Annotated in this window: 17 protein-coding genes; 13 read left to right on the top strand and 4 right to left on the bottom strand. The window is 62.8% G+C overall.

Translation table 11 applies throughout. The features are described from left to right. Positions 1–3: 3 nt before the first annotated feature. The 5 genes from IEC33019_RS26890 to IEC33019_RS26870 all read left to right on the top strand — a co-directional run bounded on the left by IEC33019_RS26890 (position 4) and on the right by IEC33019_RS26870 (position 3626). Complete coding sequence (locus tag IEC33019_RS26890; protein WP_070093445.1) at positions 4–945, top strand: LysR substrate-binding domain-containing protein; 942 nt, start codon at positions 4–6, stop codon at positions 943–945. Positions 946–1116: 171 nt separating this feature from the next. Then, the gene (purE, locus tag IEC33019_RS26885) at positions 1117–1608 is read left to right on the top strand and encodes a 5-(carboxyamino)imidazole ribonucleotide mutase (protein ID WP_043209945.1); all 492 of its coding nucleotides are present in this window, start codon (positions 1117–1119) and stop codon (positions 1606–1608) included. Between the two features lie 10 nt (positions 1609–1618). After that, the gene (locus IEC33019_RS26880; RefSeq protein ID WP_070093410.1) at positions 1619–2701 is read left to right on the top strand and encodes a 5-(carboxyamino)imidazole ribonucleotide synthase; all 1083 of its coding nucleotides are present in this window, start codon (positions 1619–1621) and stop codon (positions 2699–2701) included. Positions 2702–2797: 96 nt separating this feature from the next. Then, positions 2798–3046, top strand: a complete 249-nt coding sequence (locus IEC33019_RS26875; protein WP_043209941.1) for a GlsB/YeaQ/YmgE family stress response membrane protein — start codon at positions 2798–2800, stop codon at positions 3044–3046. A 46-nt stretch (positions 3047–3092) separates the two neighbouring features. Further along, entirely contained in the window at positions 3093–3626 is a 534-nt protein-coding gene (locus IEC33019_RS26870) for a DUF3299 domain-containing protein (protein ID WP_434091133.1), read from the top strand. An 86-nt stretch (positions 3627–3712) separates the two neighbouring features. Here IEC33019_RS26870 and IEC33019_RS26865 read toward each other — a convergent pair whose 3' ends face one another. Together IEC33019_RS26865 and IEC33019_RS26860 are read right to left on the bottom strand one after the other, a co-directional pair. Beyond that, a complete protein-coding gene (locus IEC33019_RS26865; RefSeq protein WP_070093408.1) occupies positions 3713–4609 on the bottom strand; it encodes a D-hexose-6-phosphate mutarotase in 897 nt (298 codons plus the stop codon). Between the two features lie 72 nt (positions 4610–4681). Beyond that, the gene (locus IEC33019_RS26860) at positions 4682–5080 is read right to left on the bottom strand and encodes an acyl-CoA thioesterase (RefSeq protein WP_003253317.1); all 399 of its coding nucleotides are present in this window, start codon (positions 5078–5080) and stop codon (positions 4682–4684) included. Positions 5081–5439: 359 nt separating this feature from the next. On the opposite strand from IEC33019_RS26860, the gene IEC33019_RS26855 reads away from it, so the two are divergent. From IEC33019_RS26855 to IEC33019_RS26815, 8 genes are all read left to right on the top strand, one after another. Then, positions 5440–6729 carry an MFS transporter gene (locus IEC33019_RS26855; RefSeq protein WP_070093407.1) on the top strand — a complete coding sequence of 430 codons (1290 nt, stop codon included), beginning with the start codon at positions 5440–5442 and terminating at the stop codon, positions 6727–6729. Between the two features lie 236 nt (positions 6730–6965). Next, positions 6966–7964, top strand: coding sequence for a phosphate ABC transporter substrate-binding protein PstS (locus tag IEC33019_RS26850; RefSeq protein ID WP_070093406.1), 999 nt, complete (start codon positions 6966–6968; stop codon positions 7962–7964). Positions 7965–8104: 140 nt separating this feature from the next. After that, entirely contained in the window at positions 8105–10393 is a 2289-nt protein-coding gene (locus IEC33019_RS26845; RefSeq protein WP_070093405.1) for an ABC transporter permease subunit, read from the top strand. Between the two features lie 17 nt (positions 10394–10410). Next, positions 10411–12081: a phosphate ABC transporter permease PstA gene (gene pstA / locus IEC33019_RS26840; RefSeq protein ID WP_070093404.1), complete on the top strand. Its 1671-nt coding sequence runs from the start codon at positions 10411–10413 to the stop codon at positions 12079–12081. A 101-nt stretch (positions 12082–12182) separates the two neighbouring features. After that, the gene (gene pstB / locus IEC33019_RS26835; protein ID WP_070093403.1) at positions 12183–13016 is read left to right on the top strand and encodes a phosphate ABC transporter ATP-binding protein PstB; all 834 of its coding nucleotides are present in this window, start codon (positions 12183–12185) and stop codon (positions 13014–13016) included. Between the two features lie 189 nt (positions 13017–13205). Beyond that, entirely contained in the window at positions 13206–13976 is a 771-nt protein-coding gene (phoU, locus tag IEC33019_RS26830) for a phosphate signaling complex protein PhoU (RefSeq protein ID WP_070093402.1), read from the top strand. A gap of 163 nt (positions 13977–14139) precedes the next feature. Then, the gene (locus tag IEC33019_RS26825) at positions 14140–15045 is read left to right on the top strand and encodes a response regulator (protein WP_070093401.1); all 906 of its coding nucleotides are present in this window, start codon (positions 14140–14142) and stop codon (positions 15043–15045) included. Between the two features lie 297 nt (positions 15046–15342). Continuing rightward, positions 15343–16239 (top strand): peptidoglycan DD-metalloendopeptidase family protein, encoded by an 897-nt coding sequence (locus IEC33019_RS26815; RefSeq protein ID WP_070093400.1) that lies wholly within the window; start codon positions 15343–15345, stop codon positions 16237–16239. 252 nt (positions 16240–16491) lie between these two features. Here the strand turns inward: IEC33019_RS26815 and IEC33019_RS26810 are convergent, their stop codons facing one another. Next, positions 16492–17832 (bottom strand): hemolysin family protein, encoded by a 1341-nt coding sequence (locus IEC33019_RS26810; RefSeq protein WP_070093399.1) that lies wholly within the window; start codon positions 17830–17832, stop codon positions 16492–16494. Between the two features lie 237 nt (positions 17833–18069). Beyond that, positions 18070–19341: a phosphate regulon sensor histidine kinase PhoR gene (gene phoR / locus IEC33019_RS26805; RefSeq protein ID WP_244509783.1), complete on the bottom strand. Its 1272-nt coding sequence runs from the start codon at positions 19339–19341 to the stop codon at positions 18070–18072. Between the last annotated feature and the right edge of the window lie 2 nt (positions 19342–19343).

Genomic DNA, 19343 nt, shown 5'->3' with positions numbered 1-19343 from the left:
TTCATGAACCTCGAAAGCAAGTGGCTGGAAGACTTCAGCGCCCTGGCCGCCACCCGTAGTTTTTCCCAGGCAGCGGAGCGCCGTTTCGTCACCCAGCCGGCGTTCAGCCGGCGCATCCGCAGCCTGGAAGCGGCGCTGGGGCTGACGTTGGTGAATCGTTCCCGCACACCGATCGAACTGACCGAGGCCGGGCAGCTGTTTCTGGTTACCGCGCGTACCGTTGTCGACCAGTTGAGCGAAGTTCTCCGCCATTTGCATCATCTCGAAGGCGGGCAGGGTGAGGTGGTCCAGGTAGCTGCTGCGCACTCCCTGGCGTCGGGGTTCTTCCCTCGGTGGGTGGCTCAGTTGCGCAACGATGGTCTGAACATCGCCACCCGGCTGGTGGCCACCAACGTGGGCGATGCCGTGCATGCCCTGCGTGAAGGGGGCTGTGACCTGATGCTGGCATTCTATGACCCGGATGCGGCCTTGCAGATGGATGCCGAAATATTCCCCTCGCTGCACATGGGCACTACCGAGATGCTGCCGGTGTGCGCCGTGGGCAGCGACGGCAAGCCGTTGTTCGACCTTGAGGGCGAGAGCAGCGTGCCGTTGTTGGCCTATAGCGCCGGGGCCTTCCTCGGTCGTTCGGTCAACCTGCTGCTGCGCCAGCGCAACCTGCGCTATACCACTGTCTATGAAACGGCCATGGCCGACAGTCTCAAGAGCATGGCCCTTGAAGGCATGGGAATCGCCTGGGTGCCGCGGTTGTCGATGCGCGGTGAGCTGGAGCGTGGCGAACTGGTGATCTGCGGGGGCAGCCAGTGGCATGTGCCGCTGGAAATTCGCCTCTATCGCTGTGCCTTGGTCCGCAAGGCCAACGTGCGTCTACTGTGGCGCAAGCTGGAGGGCGGCACGACGACCGTACCTGTTGACTCGAAAGTCAGCCAAAGCCCCGAAAAATAAGGCCGACAGTTGGTCGCCGGGGGTGCCTGGATGGCCTCGCGTTACGTTATACTTCGCGGCCCCCAGGCCGGATCGATCCGGCCATGATCAGCAAACAAGCCACGCCGGTCGTCCCGCGTGGCTTGTTGTTTTTTGACGCGCCCAAGGGCGCACAAGCGAAGAGGCTCGACGATGAGTGCACTGGTTGGCGTGATCATGGGCTCCAAGTCCGATTGGTCCACCCTTAGCCACACCGCCGATATGCTGGAAAAACTCGGCATTCCCTACGAGGTGAAGGTGGTTTCCGCCCACCGTACGCCGGATCTGCTGTTCCAGTATGCCGAAGAGGCCGAAGGCCGCGGCATCGAGGTGATCATCGCCGGTGCCGGCGGTGCTGCCCACCTGCCAGGCATGTGCGCCGCCAAGACCCACCTGCCGGTCCTGGGCGTGCCGGTGCAGTCCTCGATGCTCTCGGGTGTCGATTCGTTGCTGTCGATCGTGCAGATGCCCGCGGGCGTGCCAGTCGCCACCCTGGCCATCGGCAAGGCGGGCGCCATCAACGCGGCGCTGCTCTCGGCCAGTATCCTGGGTGCCAAGTACCCGCAATACCACGCGGCGCTCAAGCAGTTCCGCACGGAGCAGACCGAAACCGTCCTGGACAATCCGGACCCGCGCCAGGCCTGAGGCTATCAACATGAAGATCGGTGTAATCGGTGGTGGCCAGCTCGGCCGCATGCTGGCCTTGGCGGGGACCCCGCTGGGCATGAACTTCGCTTTCCTCGACCCGGCCCCGGATGCCTGCGCGGCAGCCCTGGGCGAGCACCTGCGCGCCGACTACGGCGATCAGGACCACCTGCGTCAGTTGGCCGACGAAGTCGACCTGGTGACGTTCGAGTTCGAAAGCGTTCCGGCCGAAACCGTGGCCTTCCTGTCGCAGTTCGTTCCGGTCTACCCCAGTGCCGAGGCCCTGCGCATCGCCCGTGACCGCCTGTTCGAAAAGAGCATGTTCCGCGACCTGGGCATCCCGACGCCGGCGTTCGCCGACATCCTGTCCCAGGAAGACCTGGACGCTGCCGTGGCCAGCATCGGCCTGCCGGCGGTGCTCAAGACCCGTACCCTGGGCTATGACGGCAAGGGCCAGAAGGTCCTGCGCAGTGCCGAGGATGTCGCCGGCACCTTCGCCGAGCTGGGCAGCGTGCCTTGCCTGCTCGAAGGCTTCGTGCCGTTCACCGGAGAGGTCTCGCTGGTGGCCGTGCGTGGCCGTGATGGCGAAACCCGCTTCTACCCGCTGGTGCACAACACCCACGAGAGCGGCATCCTGCGCCTGTCGGTCGCGAGCAATGCGCACCCGCTGCAGGCGCTGGCCGAAGACTACGTGGGTCGTGTGTTGCAGAAGCTCGACTACGTGGGCGTGATGGCGTTCGAGTTCTTCGAAGTCGACGGTGGCCTGAAAGCCAACGAAATCGCTCCGCGGGTTCACAACTCCGGGCACTGGACCATCGAAGGGTCCGAGTGCAGCCAGTTCGAGAACCATCTGCGCGCCGTTGCCGGCCTGCCATTGGGCTCGACTGCCAAGGTCGGCGAGAGCGCCATGCTCAACTTCATCGGCGAAGTGCCAGCGGTGGATAAGGTCGTGGCCATCGATGACTGCCACCTGCACCACTACGGCAAGGCCTTCAAGGCCGGCCGCAAGGTGGGCCACGCCACCTTGCGTTGCGCCGACATGGCCACCCTCAAGGCCAAGATCGCCGACGTCGAAGCGTTGATCGCCGGCTGATTGAACCTCTGCCCTGCGCAGACCCTCTGAAATGGCAACAAGCCAAAGTGCTGTCTAGGCTTTGGCTTGTTCCATCTTCACAGCAGAGGGATTGCCATGGGTATCATTGGAACCATCTTCATCGGCCTGATCGTCGGCCTGCTGGCCCGTTTCCTCAAGCCAGGGGACGACAGCATGGGCTGGATCATGACCATTCTTCTAGGTATCGCCGGATCACTGGCCGCGACCTATGGCGGGCAGGCGCTGGGTATCTACCAGGCGGGGCAGGCCGCAGGTTTCTTTGGTGCCCTGGTCGGTGCCATCATCCTTCTGGTGATCTACGGATTCATCAAGAAACGCGGATGACTGGTTTAGAATGCTCGGCAATTCACCTGAGTTGCCGAGCATTTTCATGCGTGCGTTTTTTCTTGCTCCCTTGCTGTTGGCCAGCGCGCTGGCCCATGCCGAACTGCCCGAAACCGACTGGCTGGAGCTGATGCCCAAGTCGGACCAGAAGGCGCTCGAGCAGATGCCCGAGATCGATCACAACTCTCCCGAAGCCATGGGCACCTTTACCGACAAGGGTGGGCTCAAGCAGGCCAAGGGTTTGCCCGCGGTGATGTATTCCACCAAGACAGAGGCCGCCATGAACGGCAAACAGATCCGCCTGGGCGGCTATCCGGTGCCGCTGGAGAGCGATGCCAAGGGCAACAGCACCTTGTTCTTCCTCGTGCCGTACCCCGGCGCCTGCATCCACGTGCCGCCGCCGCCTCCCAACCAACTGGTGCTGGTGCGTTATCCCAAGGGGATGAAGATCGACGACATCTACACGCCGCTGTGGGTCAGTGGCACGTTGAAGGTGGAGAAGGTCAGCAATGACCTGGCCGATGCGGCCTATGCGCTGGAGGCAGGGAAGGTGAGGGTGGTGGAGGACGCTGACCTCTGATGGGGGCCTTTTCGGCTCGTTCCCACCGGGATTGCGCCGCTCTCAAGACTTGCGCAATCCCTGTGGCGGGTTTATCCGCGAAAGGATCAGAGTGCTTCACTGGCGATGGTAACGCTCAGCGAATGACTCGCCCCCGGCGCCAGGGTCACCACGTCGTCCCACACATTCGCCGTCTCGATGCACAGCATTCGCTGCCAGCCGTCGTCCGCCATGTCTGTCAGCTCCCGGGCACGTTCGGTCCAGGGGTTCCAGATCACCGCCGATCGTGAGCCTGTGCTGTGCAGCGTGATGCGCCGGTTCCATTGCGGGTCGACGATCTTGAGCAGATCGGGCGTCTGTAGGTAGATCCGGTCGGTCTCACCGGCAAAGCCGAGGGCGCCATGCTGCTGGCGCAGTTCCCAGTCGGCGAGGGTCTCGATGTAGCCAAGGTTATCCACACCCTCGACCCGTGCCTGTCGCACATCGCTGACCGCGAAGTAACTGTGCAGGGCCTGGCTGATGGTGACGCTGTCATTGCCTTGGTTGAGGCTGCTCAAGGTCATCTTCAGTTGTGTGCCCATTTCGATCAGCAGCTTGAGCTCGACCTCATGGGGCCAGCCGGGCAGATCGCCCAGGGCCTGCGGCAGGCTGAACTCGATGCGCAGGCCTTCTGCGGCCTCTTCGATACCCAGCAGTTGCCAATCACGGGTGCGCGCCAAGCCATGGGCCGGTGCCTGTTCGTCGTGGTACATGGCCTGCACGGCCTGAGGGTTGCGCTGCAAGTTACCGAACCAGGGCCAGCACACCGGTACTCCGGCGCGCACGGACTTGCCCTGGCGGAAGATGGCCTGGTCGCTCAGCCACAGCAGGGGTGGTTCACCCAGCCGCTGGTAGCTCAGGACCTGTGCGCCCTGTTGGGCGATCAGCAGTTCGGCGTGATTGCTGGTGATACGCCAGCAGTTGAGTTCGCCGTGTTGTTCCGTTTCGACCTGGAAGGTAGCCATGCGCTTGTCTCGTCGTGGTGCATATCAGGCCTTGGACCTCATGCCTTGCAACGAGTTTACCGCGCCCCTGGCTCAGCGACGAGGGACGGAGCGGGTACGGCCACTGCCGTCGATGGCGACGAAGACGAACACGGCTTCGGTGACTTTGCGCCATTCGCTGGACAACGGGTCGTCGCTCCACACTTCCACCATCATCTGGATGGAGCTGCGGCCGATCTCGAGGGTCTGGGTATAGAAAGAAAGCTGTGCGCCCACGGCCACCGGCACCAGGAAGGCCATACGGTCGATCGCGACGGTGGCAACCCGACCGCCGGCGACGCGGCTGGCCATGGCGGTGCCGGCCAGGTCCATCTGGGCGACCAGCCAACCGCCGAAAATATCGCCGAAACCGTTGGTTTCACGGGGCAGGGCTGTGATCTGAAGGGCAAGGTCGCCCTGTGGGATAGGATCTTCTTGTTCGAGCTCAATCATGCGGTGGGGCCTCGGACCCGTGACGCTTCGTTGGTTGGCGCAGATGACGGACGCCGGGAAAACGATTCAGCTTGAAACATATTACGCTGATTTCGCTTTGGTAGGCGGCCAAGGGAGACTCTGCGAAACCGCCTGCAACATTGACCGACGTTTTCGCACAGCATCCCACGTGTTGCTCAACCTTTTCTTACGAACGGCCAGTATATAGACCTGCACAGCCAGCGACGACCGCGCATTCGTGAATATCTGTATGGATTTTGTACCGCTATGAGGCGCACGCGCCAATTTGTTATCTTCGCTGGCTACTGAGCCAGAAGCCGCATGACCAACGGCCTGCAAGTCCAATAAGAGAACATCCCATGACTTCCGTGCAGAGCAGTATCGAGCAGCCACCGCGGCCGCTGACCCGCAGTGACTACAAGACCCTTTCACTGTCCGCCCTCGGCGGAGCACTGGAATTCTACGACTTCATCATCTTCGTGTTCTTTGCCACGGTAGTCGGCAAGTTGTTCTTCCCCGCCGACATGCCCGAATGGCTGCGCCTGATGCAGACCTTCGGCATCTTCGCCGCCGGCTATCTGGCTCGGCCGCTGGGCGGCATCATCATGGCCCACTTCGGCGACCTGCTCGGGCGCAAGAAGATGTTCACCCTGAGCATCTTCATGATGGCCCTGCCGACCCTGGTCATGGGCCTGCTGCCGACCTATGCGCAGATCGGCCTGTGGGCGCCGGTGCTTTTGCTCCTGATGCGAGTCGTGCAAGGTGCGGCCATCGGTGGAGAAGTGCCAGGGGCCTGGGTATTCGTCTCCGAGCACGTGCCGGCGCGCAACACCGGCTATGCCTGCGGCACCCTCACCGCTGGCCTGACGTCGGGCATCCTGCTCGGCTCGCTGGTGGCGACCTTGATCAATACCCTCTACAGCGCCGACGAAGTGGCGGACTATGCCTGGCGTATCCCATTCCTGCTCGGGGGCGTGTTCGGCCTGTTCGCGGTGTACCTTCGCCGCTGGCTACACGAGACGCCGGTGTTCGCCGAGATGCAGCAGCGCAAGGCCCTGGCCGAAGAACTGCCGCTGCGTGCGGTACTGCGGGATCATCGTGGTGCGATCATTCTCTCGATGCTGCTGACCTGGCTGTTGTCGGCGGGCATCGTGGTGGTGATCCTCATGACCCCTGCGCTGCTGCAAAGCCTCTATCACGTCAGCCCCACCGACTCGCTGAAGGCCAACAGCCTGGCCATCGTCCTGCTCAGCTTTGGCTGCGTGGGGGCTGGCAGCCTGGCCGATCGCTTCGGCGCCGGGCGTGTGTTCATCGTCGGCAGCCTGGCGCTGCTGGCATCGTCCTGGGCTTTCTACCACAGCCTGCCGACACGGCCGGACCTGCTGTTCCCGCTGTATGCGCTGACGGGTCTGTTCGTCGGCATCGTCGGCGCGGTGCCCTATGTGATGGTCAAGGCGTTCCCGCCGGTGGTCCGCTTCAGTGGCTTGTCGTTCTCCTACAACCTGGCGTATGCCATCTTCGGCGGGCTGACGCCGATGGTGGTTACCGCGCTGCTCAAGTTCAGCCCCATGGCGCCGGCCTATTACGTGGCCTGCCTGTGTGCCGTTGGTCTGATGGTGGGTGTGTACCTGCTGGCGAACAAGCGCTGATTGGCGGCGGTTCTGTTCGCGGGTGAACCCACTCCCACGGGGGGGCGCGGAAAGCGCGAGCGGGTTTGCCCCTGGCCCCTTCTTCTCATGCCGCAACATCCTGTAAAGGCCATCCCGGGCGACCGTGATGGCCTTTCATCCAATTGTCATATTCAAGTCATAGAGTGTTCATGCGGCCTGCAGATACTTGGGCCCGATCCATCTCACACCCCAAATATTCCTGCTAGGAGTTAGGCATGAAACTGAAGCGTTTGATGGCGGCCCTCACGTTCGCCGCCGCTGGCGTAGCTACCGCCAATGCGGTTGCCGCCGTCGATCCTGCAATCCCGACCTACACCAAGACCACTGGCGTATCGGGCAACCTCTCCAGCGTCGGTTCCGATACCCTGGCGAACCTGATGACTCTGTGGGCCGAGGCCTACAAGAAGGAATACCCGAACGTAAACATCCAGATCCAGGCTGCCGGCTCCTCCACCGCGCCACCCGCGCTGACCGAAGGCACCGCCAACCTCGGCCCGATGAGCCGCAAGATGAAGGACGTCGAGCTGCAGGCCTTCGAGCAGAAGTACGGCTACAAGCCGACCGCCATCCCGGTCGCCGTGGACGCCCTGGCTGTCTTCGTCCACAAGGACAACCCGATCAAGGGCCTGACCATGGCTCAGGTCGACGCCATCTTCTCCTCCACCCGTCTGTGCGGCGGCAAAGCCGACGTCAAGACCTGGGCCGACGTGGGCGTGACCGGCGATCTGGCCAACAAGCCAATTCAGCTGTTCGGTCGCAACTCGGTATCCGGCACTTACGGCTACTTCAAGGAAGAGGCCCTGTGCAAGGGCGACTTCAAGCCTAACGTCAACGAACAACCTGGCTCGGCTTCGGTCGTGCAGTCGATCAGCAGCTCGCTGAACGGCATCGGTTACTCGGGCATCGGCTACAAGACCGCCAGCGTCAAGACCGTGCCGCTGGCCAAGAAGGAAGGCGGCGCCTTCGTCGAGGACAACGAAGCCAACGCACTGAACGGCACCTACCCGCTGTCGCGCTTCCTGTACGTCTATGTCAACAAGGCTCCGAACAAGCCTCTGGCCCCGCTGGAAGCCGAGTTCGTGAAGCTGGTCCTGTCCCAGGCTGGCCAGCAGGTCGTGGTGAAGGACGGCTACATCCCGCTGCCGGCCAAAGTGGTCGACAAGACCTTGGCTGACCTGGGTCTGTCCCACGCCGGTAACGTTGCAAAGAAGTAAGTAACTGAGGAAGAGGCCGGTGCCAAGTGCCCGGCCTCCTCCACGAATTCCTCGTCCGAAGCCAGGGCTCCTGAGCGGCGGGCTTTTTTGCGTCACTGCATTGTCATGTTTTTGTCATACGGGACCGCTAGGGTGTGCGCATGAATGATCTGGCCAACTCCACAATGACCCAAAATTCTCCCCCCGTGCGGATTGACTTCAATACGCCCGAGCTGCAACGCAAGCGTCGTCTGCGTGCGCTGAAGGATCGCCTGACCCGCTGGTATGTCCTGGTGGGCGGGCTTGCCGTGCTGGCAGCCATCACCCTCATCTTCTTCTACCTGGCCTATGTGGTCCTGCCGCTGTTCCAGGGCGCGGAGCTGACCAGCAAGAAGGCGCTGGAGCCAACCTGGCTGCAACAGGATGCCGGCAAGCCGCTGCTGATCGCCCTCGAGGAGCAGAACCTTGTGGGTATGCGTGTTTCCGACAAAGGCCAGGTGCTGTTCTTCGATGCCAAGACCGGCAACGAAGTCGAGCACGTCGACCTGCCGCTGCCAGCAGGCACCCAAGTGACCTCGATCAGCACCGACCAGCCGGGCAGCCCGCTGGTGGTGCTGGGCCTGTCCAACGGCCAGGCGCTGGTGTTCCATCACACCTACAAGATCACCTATCCGGACAACAAGAAGACCATCGATGCGGGTATCGACTACCCCTATGGCCAGGCACCCTTCGCCTTGGACCCACAAGGCCGTGCGCTGGAGCACGTGAGTGTCAACGTCAACGGCGACACCTTGCTGCTGGCCGGCTCCACCGGTTCGCAACTGCACGTGACCGAGCTGACCCGCCAGGAAAACATGATGACCGGCGAAGTCACCACCGAGCAGAACCGCATCGAGCTGCCGCAGATGACCGAGCCGGTGAAGGCCATCTTCGTCGACCCGCGCCAGCAGTGGTTGTACGTGGTCAACGGTCGTGCCATCGCCGACGTGTTCAGCCTGCGTGACAAGAGCCTGAACGGGCGTTACAAGCTGTCTGAAGATGGCGACACCGAAATCACCGCCAGCGCCCAGCTGGTCGGCGGTATCTCGCTGATCTTCGGTGACTCCAAAGGTGGCCTGAGCCAGTGGTTCATGGCCCGTGATCCGGACGGCGAATCGCGTTTCAAGCTGATCCGCAGCTTCCAGCTGGGCAAGGCGCCGGTCGTGCAGATCGATGCCGAGGAGCGCCGCAAGGGCTTCATCGCCCTGGACAGCGAAGGCAAGCTGGGCGTGTTCCACAGCACTGCCCACCGCACCCTGCTGGTCGAGCCGGTCGCAGAAGGCGCCGGTGTGCTGGCCCTGTCGCCACGTGCCAACCGCATCATCATCGAGCAAGGCGGCAAGCTGTTGCCTCTGAGCCTGAAGAACCCGCACCCGGAGGTATCCTTCAGCGCGCTGTGGGGCAAGGTCTGGTATGAAAACTACGATGAGCCGAAGTACGTCTGGCAGTCCACGGCCTCCAACACTGACTTCGAGCCCAAGCTGAGTCTGTCGCCGCTGACCTTCGGCACCCTGAAGGCCGCCTTCTACGCGATGATCCTCGCTGCCCCCCTGGCCATCGCCGCCGCGATCTACACGGCCTACTTCATGGCCCCGGGCATGCGCCGCAAGGTCAAGCCGGTCATCGAACTGATGGAGGCGATGCCGACGGTGATCCTCGGCTTCTTCGCTGGCCTGTTCCTGGCGCCTTACCTGGAAGGTCACCTGCCAGGTGTGTTCAGCCTGCTGCTGATCCTGCCGATCGGCATTCTCGCCGCAGGCTTTGCCTGGAGCCGCCTGCCGGAGTCGATCCGCCTGCGTATTCCAGATGGCTGGGAAGCGGCGATCCTGATTCCGGTAATTCTGGTGATCGGTTGGTTCGCCTTGTTCATGAGCCCGTTCATGGAGAACTGGTTCTTCGGCGGCGACATGCGCCTGTGGATCACCAACGACCTGGGGATCACCTACGACCAGCGCAACGCCCTGGTGGTCGGCATCGCCATGGGCTTCGCCGTCATCCCGAACATCTACTCCATCGCCGAAGACGCCGTGTTCAGCGTGCCGCGCAGCCTGACCCTGGGCTCGCTGGCCCTGGGTGCGACGCCCTGGCAGACCCTGACCCGCGTGGTCATCCTCACCGCAAGCCCCGGCATCTTCTCGGCGCTGATGATCGGCATGGGCCGTGCGGTGGGCGAGACCATGATCGTGCTCATGGCCACCGGCAACACCCCGGTCATGGAGCTGAACCTGTTCGAAGGCATGCGCACCCTGGCCGCCAACGTGGCGGTGGAAATGCCCGAATCCGAAGTCGGTGGCAGCCATTACCGTGTGCTGTTCCTCGCCGCCCTCGTGCTGCTGATGTTCACCTTCATCATGAACACCTTGGCCGAGCTGATTCGCCAGCGTCTGCGCAAGAAATACTCGTCGCTTTGATAGAAAGGTAGAGATCCGTGAAAAAGGATTCCCTCAAAGGCTGGTTCAAGAGCGGCGCCCCTGGCGTCTGGATCAGCGGTGGCGCGGTCGCCATGGCGGTGATCATGACCGTCGGCCTGCTCGCCGTGATCGCCGTCCGCGGCTTGGGCCACTTCTGGCCGGCCGACCTGATCCAGGCCACCTACAAGGTGCCTGGCCAGGGTGATCATGTGATCATCGGTGAGGTGGTGCAGAAGGAAGAAGTGCCACGCGCCCGCCTCAAGGGCGCCGGCCTGCCAGTGCCCGACGAAGGCCCGGAGTTCATGACCCGCGAGCTGGTCAAGGTGGGTAACCGCGACCTCAATGGCAGCGATTTCACCTGGGTGGTCGGCGAATGGCTGGTCGACCAGCAGAAACCGGCCGACCTCATTGCCTTGGAGCGCCGCGAATGGGGCAACTTCTACGGCTATCTGGCGAGCGTCAAGGAAGAGGGCCGTGTGGTCGCCGAAGGTCCAGCCGCCTGGGCCGAACTGCAGGCCCGCCTCAAGCGCGCCGACCAGTTGGCCCGTGAGCTGCAATCACTGGAAAAGAAAGACATCGGTGCCATCAACCATGGCCTGGAGCGTCTGCGCCTGCACGCTCGCAAGCTGGAGCTCGACGGCAAGCTCGATGCCGCCGCCCAGGCGGACATGGACGCCGAGCGCGCCGAGCTCAACGCTCGCTACAAGGCCATCGAAGAGCGCCTGACTGGCCTGCATCAGGCATTCGCCCGCGACAGCCTGGTGGCCCGCGATGGTAATGGCCGCGAAGTGGAGATCAACCTGAGCAAGGTGGTCCACGCCTACCAGCCCAACGGCATGTCGATTGTGACCAAGCTGGGTGTGTACTTCAGCAAAGTGTGGGAGTTCCTGAGCGACGACCCGCGTGAAGCCAACACCGAAGGCGGTATCTTCCCGGCCATCTTCGGTACCGTGATGATGACCCTGATCATGGCCGTGATCGTCACCCCGTTCGGCGTACTGGCGGCGGTCTACCTGCGTGAATACGCCAAGCAGGGCCCGGTGACTCGCCTGATCCGCATCGCGGTGAACAACCTGGCGGGCGTTCCGGCGATCGTCTACGGCGTGTTCGGCCTGGGCTTCTTCGTCTATGTGCTGGGTGGCTCGATCGACCGCTTGTTCTTCCCTGAGGCCCTGCCGGCGCCGACCCTCGGTACCCCGGGTCTGTTGTGGGCTTCGCTGACCCTGGCGCTGTTGGCGGTGCCGGTGGTGATCGTGGCCACCGAAGAGGGCCTGGCGCGTATCCCGCGCACTGTGCGCGAGGGCTCCTTGGCCCTTGGCGCGACCAAGGCCGAGACCTTGTGGAAGATCGTTCTGCCAATGGCCAGCCCGGCCATGATGACTGGCATGATCCTCGCCGTGGCCCGCGCCGCGGGCGAAGTGGCGCCGCTGATGCTGGTCGGTGTGGTGAAGCTGGCGCCGTCGCTGCCGGTGGACGGTAACTACCCGTATCTGCACCTGGACCAGAAGATCATGCATCTGGGCTTCCACATCTACGACGTCGGCTTCCAGAGCCCTAACGTGGAGGCCGCGCGGCCGCTGGTGTACGCCACCGCGCTGCTGCTGGTGCTGGTGATCGCGACCCTCAACCTCTCGGCGGTGTGGATCCGTAACCACCTGCGCGAGAAGTACAAGGCCCTCGACAGCTAATTAAGCATTAAGCCATAAGCGGCAAGCTCCAAGCAGATTGCCGCTTTGCCCAAAATTGCAGCTAGCAGCTTGAAGCTCGCAGCTTCAAATGGAGTGAGAACATGCAACACGAAACTCATGCCCACGGCATCGACATGTCTGCCCTTGGCCGCGACAAGCAGAGCCTGCGCCTGGCCGAAGAAACCGTGGCCATCGAAGTCCCCGGGCTGTCCCTGTTCTACGGTGACAAGCAAGCGCTGTACGACGTGAAGATGAACATCCCCAAGCAGCGCGTGACCGCTTTCATCGGCCCGTCCGGCTGCGGCAAGTCAACCCTGCTGCGCACCTTCAACCGCATGAACGACTTGGTCGACGGTTGCCGTGTCGAGGGTGCGATCAACCTGTATGGCAACAATATCTACCGCAAGGGTGAGGACGTGGCCGAGCTGCGCCGCCGCGTCGGCATGGTGTTCCAGAAGCCCAACCCGTTCCCCAAGACCATCTATGAAAACGTGGTCTATGGCCTGCGCATCCAGGGCATCAACAAAAAGCGCGTGCTCGACGAAGCCGTCGAATGGGCCCTCAAGGGCGCGGCCCTGTGGGATGAAGTCAAGGACCGCCTGCACGACTCGGCCCTGGGCCTGTCCGGTGGTCAGCAGCAGCGTCTGGTCATCGCCCGTACCATCGCCGTGGAGCCGGAAGTACTGTTGCTCGATGAACCCTGCTCGGCTCTGGACCCGATTTCGACGTTGAAGGTCGAAGAGCTGATCTACGAATTGAAATCCAAGTACACCATCGTCATCGTGACCCACAACATGCAACAGGCGGCGCGCGTCTCGGACTACACCGCCTTCATGTACATGGGCAAACTGATCGAATTCGGTGATACCGACACCTTGTTCACCAACCCGGCGAAGAAGCAGACCGAAGACTACATCACCGGTCGTTACGGCTAATCCTTGCTCTTGAGGAGCATTGGGGCCGCTGTGGGAGCGGGTTTACCCGCGAATACCGGCGAAGCCGGCGCCATGCAGCGTAGTGCCTGTTTCGCGGGTAAACCCGCTCCCACAGGTACAGGCGAGGCCGGAAAGCCAGGGAACGACACGAACTACTTGAAGCTTGCAGCTTCTTCGCGGAGCGAAACGATGATCAACAAAGAAAGTCTTACCCATCACATCTCCCAGCAGTTCAACGCCGAGCTCGAGGAGGTCCGCAGCCACCTCCTGGCGATGGGCGGCCTGGTCGAGAAGCAGGTCAACGACGCCGTCACTGCGCTGATCGAGGCCGACTCGGGTCTGGCCCAGCAAGTGCGTGAAGTCGACGAGCAGATCAACCAGATGGAGCGCAACATCGACGAGGAGTGCGTGCGCATCCTCGCCCGTCGTCAGCCGGCGGCCTCCGACCTGCGTCTGATCATCAGCATCTCCAAGTCGGTGATCGACCTGGAGCGTATCGGTGACGAATCGACCAAGATCGCCCGCCGCGCCATCCAACTGTGCGAGGAAGGCGAGTCGCCACGCGGCTACGTCGAGGTGCGCCACATTGGCGATCAGGTCCGCAACATGGTGCGCGACGCCCTGGATGCCTTTGCCCGCTTCGATGCCGATCTGGCGCTATCGGTGGCCCAGTACGACAAGACCATCGACCGCGAGTACAAGACGGCCCTGCGCGAGCTGGTCACCTACATGATGGAAGATCCGCGTTCGATCTCCCGGGTGCTGAGTGTGATCTGGGCCCTGCGTTCGCTGGAGCGTATCGGTGATCATGCGCGCAACATCTCGGAACTGGTGATCTACCTGGTGCGCGGTACCGACGTACGCCACATGGGCCTCAAGCGCATGAAGGCCGAAGTGCTCGGCGAAACGGGTGACGATGCCGAAATCGCTAATGTTCCGGCCGAATCGGACGATAAATAAGATTGCTCCGAGCATCGACGCCCGGCTCCGGCCGGGCGTTTTCGTTTGCGGTCGAGCAGCCAGCAGGCACCCGCGAATGATCAGAGAAGTCCCGGCGTGACCAGTGGTTTGGCAAATGGCCATCAGTCGGCGGTATGCTAGTCGGGGTTCAAGAGGAGTATCGATGAGTAAGGTCAATGTGCTGGTCGTGGATGATGCGCCATTCATTCGTGACCTGGTGAGGAAGTGTCTGCGCAATGCCTTCCCAGGCATGGTCATCGAAGACGCGGTCAACGGCCGTAAGGCCATGGCCATGCTGGGCAAGGAGCGGTTCGACCTGGTCCTGTGCGATTGGGAAATGCCAGAGATGTCCGGCCTGGAACTGCTCACCTGGTGCCGGCAGCAGCCGGAGTACAAGGACCTGCAGTTCATCATGGTGACCAGCCGTGGTGACAAGGAAAACGTGATTCAGGCCATCCAGGCCGGCGTCTCGGACTTCGTCGGCAAGCCGTTCACCAACGAGCAGCTGTTGACCAAGGTGAAGAAGTCCCTGACCAAGCTTGGCAAGCTCGACAGCCTGATGGCCAGCGCGCCCGCGCGGGTCAATTCGGCATTCGCCAATGACTCGCTCAGTGCCCTGACCGGCGGTCGACCCGAGACAGTCAAGGCGCCAGTGGCTGCCGCTGCGCCGGCACCTGGCAAACCGCTGATCAATGCCCCGACGCCCAAGACTGCCGCCGCCGCATCCCAGAGCGGGCGTGGCCAGGGGCAACTGCGCTTGTCCAGTGGTACCCAACCCTGCGTGATCAAGGCCCTGAGCCTCAAGGAAGCGTTGCTGGTGGTTCGTCGCAGTGCGACCCTGCCGCAGGTGCTCGAGGGCGCGGTGCTGGACCTTGAGCAGGGCGAGAATGCCGAAGTCGCGCGGCTCAATGGCTATCTGCACGCCATCGCCGCGCTGGAGCCCAAGCCTGAAAGCGACTGGCTGCAATTGACGTTCAAGTTCGTCGACCAAGACGCACAGAAACTCGACTACCTGTCGCGCCTGATTGCCCGCGGCACCGCGCAGAAGCACTTCACCCCCGGCGCCTAGATCGCCGATCTGGACGGCACTGACTTGCTCCGTGGCGTCCTCGCGAATATCCGCAGCTCATCGCGGGCTACGCCAGCCCACCGGGATTGCACTGCTCTCAAGACTTGCGCAATCCCTTTGGGAGCGGGTTTACCCGCGAAGCAGCCACCTCGATGGAGGATGCGGGCCTTGCCCATGTTCGCGGGTGAAGCAAGGCGCCAGAGATGGCCAATTGCTCACTTCCCGACCAGTTGCAATACCCCTTGGAAATCCGACTGCTAGGCTTCCAGACATAATAACTGTCAAAAAGCCACCGCCATGCCAACTCGTCTGCTGCTGTTCTGTGCCTTGCTCACGGTCTCGGCGTCGAGCGTGGGCATGACCCTCTACAAGACCACCGATGCCTATGGTGTGGTCTCCTACTCCGAACAGCCAAGCCCTGGCGCCAAAGTGTTCGTGCTGCGCGAGCCGATGTTCGAACGCCTGGAGCGTCAGGTGCGCTTGCGTACCGTGGACTTTGCGGGCGGAACGCGTTTCTTCGCACGTAACGATCTGTTCGCGCCGGTGGAGGTCGAATTGCGCTTGCAGCGTTTGGCCAACGTCCAGGGCGGTAGCGCGCCACGGATTGTCCGGCGTGTGGTGCCGCCGCGTTCGACCCAGGTGCTGACCGTGCTGGCGGCACTGCCCGGCGAGCAGGTGAAGTACGAGTCGAAACTGCGCTATGCCCTGGGTGACCCCGGCCGTCGGCCACAGGCGTTCCAATATCCATTCCCCTGGCGAGGAGGGCCGTTCCGCCTGAGCCAGGGCCCGAACGGACGCTTCAGCCATTTCGGCCCCAAAGGGCGCTACGCCATGGACATCGCCATGCCTGAGGGCACGCCGATTGTCGCGGCGCGGGGCGGGGTGGTGGTGAAGATCGAGAACAACCAGACGGGCCGAGGCAACAACCCGGCGGGCAACTTCGTCAGGATCCTGCACCCGGACGGCACCATGGGCGTCTACCTGCATCTGATGCGCGGCTCGGTGGTGGTCAGCGAAGGGCAGCGGGTGCTGCAGGGGGCGCCGTTGGCGAAGTCGGGCAATACCGGCAACAGCAGCGGGCCGCATTTGCATTTCGTGGTGCAGCGCAACGTGGGGTTGGCGTTGGAGTCCATTCCCTACCAGTTCGACCGGCCGATTGGCGGGATGCCTGACTTCACGGCGGGGAACCCTTGATATTGCTGTCGCAGGCTTCGTCAGCTCTCACGAAGCAAGCGCAAGGTTCAGCGATACCTTGCGGATCGACGCGGGCGTTGTGGGTGCGGCGGTTCGGCGCTCCGAGTCACCCGCGAACACCGGCAAAGCCGGTGCCATTGACCGTGTTGGATTCTTCGCGGGTAAACCCGCTGCCACAGGACCGCGCAAGCCTTGGGTACGACGCAATCCCGGTGGGAACCTGCAATGGGACGCAAAGCGCCCCCAGGCTGGTCAGACGAGCTTGAGCACCTTGGCCAGCACGATCTTCGGCCCTTTCATCTTCTTGATGATGATGCGCAGGCCTTCGACTTCCAGCACTTCCTCTTCCTCAGGTACGCGCTTGAGCGTTTCATAGACCAATCCCGCCAGGGTCTCGGCCTCGATGTGGTCCAGGTCCACCCCCAGCAGCCGCTCGACCTTGAACAGCGGCGTGTCACCCCGTACCAGCAGCTTGCCCGGCTGGTAGGCGAGGATGCCGCGCTCGGTCTTGCGGTGCTCGTCCTGGATGTCGCCGACCAGCACTTCCAGCACGTCTTCCATGGTCAGGTAGCCGATCACCTTGCCGTCGGCCTCTTCGACCAGCACGAAATGCGCGCCGCCCTTGCGGAACTGCTCCAGCAACTGGGACAGTGGCATGTGCCGCGAGACGCGCTCCAGCGGGCGAGCCAGGTCGTCCAGATCCAGGGTCTCAGGGAAGTGGTCCATCTCGGCCAGTTCCAGCAGCAGATCCTTGATGTGCAGCAGGCCGATGAACTCTTCGCGCTCGGCATCGTAGACCGGGTAGCGGCTGAACTTGTGGCGACGGAACATCGCCAGGATTTCCTTGAGCGGCGCCTTGGCATCGAGGCTGACCATGTCTTCGCGGGAGTTGGCCCAGTCGACCACTTCCAGTTCGCCCATCTCCACGGCCGAGGCCAGTACGCGCATGCCTTGGTCGCTCGGGTCCTGACCACGGCTGGAGTGCAGGATCAGCTTGAGTTCTTCGCGGCTGTAGTGATGCTCATGATGCGGCCCGGGCTCGCCCTGGCCGGCGATGCGCAGGATGGTGTTGGCGCTGGCGTTGAGCAGGTAGATCGCGGGGTACATCATCCAGTAGAACAGGTACAGCGGCACCGCCGTCCACAGCGACAGCAGCTCGGGTTTTCGGATCGCCCAGGACTTGGGCGCCAGCTCGCCGACCACGATGTGCAGGTAGGAGATCACGAAGAAGGCGACGAAGAACGAGATCGCCTTGACCAGCTCAGGCGAATCGACCCCCACAGCAGCCAGCAGCGGTTCAAGCAGGTGGGCGAAGGCCGGCTCACCGACCCAGCCCAAGCCCAGGGAGGCCAGGGTGATGCCCAGCTGGCAGGCCGACAGGTAGGCGTCCAGCTGGTTGTGAACCTTACGCAGGATGCTGCCGCGCCAGCCGTGCAGTTCGGCGATCGATTCGACGCGGGTTGCACGCAACTTGACCATGGCGAACTCGGCGGCGACGAAGAAGCCGTTGAGCAGCACCAGAAGGAAGGCAAAGAGAATCATGCCGAAGTCGGCAAAGAGGGAGATGAAGCTGAAACCAGGGGAAGGGTCCATGATGGAGTTTTTACAGGGTCCGTCTTTGAATTAGGGAGAAAAAAAGTGCCAGCGTTGGCTGGCACAGGGGATCCAATGTAGCGGCTGAAGCTGCAAAAGCAAAGGGCGCGGTATCACCCCGTCGCGGGCGACCCCGCGTGTACGCTGGCACGCACCTTGTGGGAGCGGGGTTGCCCGCGAACCAGGCCCCGCGGTGTTTGGCGCCGGCTGCACCGGTGTTCACAGGCAAACCCACTGTCAGGCTTTGTTCGTCACCACCTGAGCGGGTGCGAAATGGCAGGTGAAGGTACTGCCATGGCCCGGCACGCTGCTGATCTCCAGGCGTGCGCGATGGCGCAGCAGCACATGCTTGACGATCGCCAGGCCAAGGCCCGTACCGCCGGTATTGGAGGCACGGCTGGAGTCGACCCGGTAGAAGCGCTCGGTCAGGCGTGGCAAGTGCTTGGCGTCGATGCCGATACCGGAGTCCTGCACCGACAGGTGGGCGCCTTGTTCGTCCGCCCACCAGCGAATGCGGATGTTGCCTTCGTCCTGGGTGTACTTCACGGCGTTGAACACCAGGTTGGAGAAAGCGCTGCGCAGTTCCGACTCGCTGCCCTTGAGGCGCACGCCAGGCGCTGCCTCCAGGGTGATGCGCTGGTTGCGTGGGCCGGACAGCGCCTGGGCGTCGCCCTTGATCGATTGCAGCAGGGCCTCGACGACCACGGGCTGGTTGTCGGAGGGGTAGTCGGTGGCTTCGAGCTTGGCCAGCAGCAGCAGGTCGTTGAGCAGTGTCTGCATGCGCGCGCCTTGCTGGCTCATCTGCTGGAGCGCCCGGCCCCAGCGCGGGTTCACGTCCTCGACGTTGTCCAGCAGGGTTTCCAGGTATCCGGTAATGACCGTCAGGGGTGTGCGCAGCTCATGGGAGACGTTGGCGACGAAGTCCTTGCGCATCTGCTCGAGCTGATGGATGCGGGTGACGTCGCGTACCAACATCAAGTGCTCGTTGTTGCCATAGCGGGTGATGTGCAGTTGGACACGCATCCGGTCGTTGATCGGGGAGGGGATCTCCAGCGGCTCGACGTAGTTCTCCGACTCGAAGTACTCCTTGAAGCGCGGGTGGCGTACCAGGTTGGTCACCGGCTGGCCGCCATCCTGTGGGGTCTTGAAGCCCAGCAGGGTTTCGGCGGCGCGGTTCCACCACTCGAGGTTGCCTTCGCTGTCGAGCATGATCACCGCATCGCGCAGGGCCGCAGTGGATTCCTGGACCCGGTCGATGACCGCCTGCAGGCGCCCGCGCACGCGCTGGTCGCGACGTTGCAGGTGATAGATGCTGTCGAACACCTCGCCCCACAGGCCATAACCATCGGGCGGGGCTTCGTCGGGCTGATGGTTGCGCAGCCAGTCGTGTAGGCGCAGCAGTTGCTTGAGGGTCCAACCCAGGTAGAGCGCAAGGCCGATGGCCAGGCTCCAGCCGTAGTAGCCGCTGACCAAGCCGCCGATCAGGCAGACGGTGATCAGCAGCAGCATGT

It is taken from the genome of Pseudomonas putida, assembly GCF_002741075.1.
In the GTDB taxonomy this organism is placed as follows: Bacteria; Pseudomonadota; Gammaproteobacteria; order Pseudomonadales; family Pseudomonadaceae; genus Aquipseudomonas; species Aquipseudomonas putida_T.
Note: the sequence above shows the minus strand (reverse complement) of the source record. Positions and strands in the feature narration are given on the sequence as shown.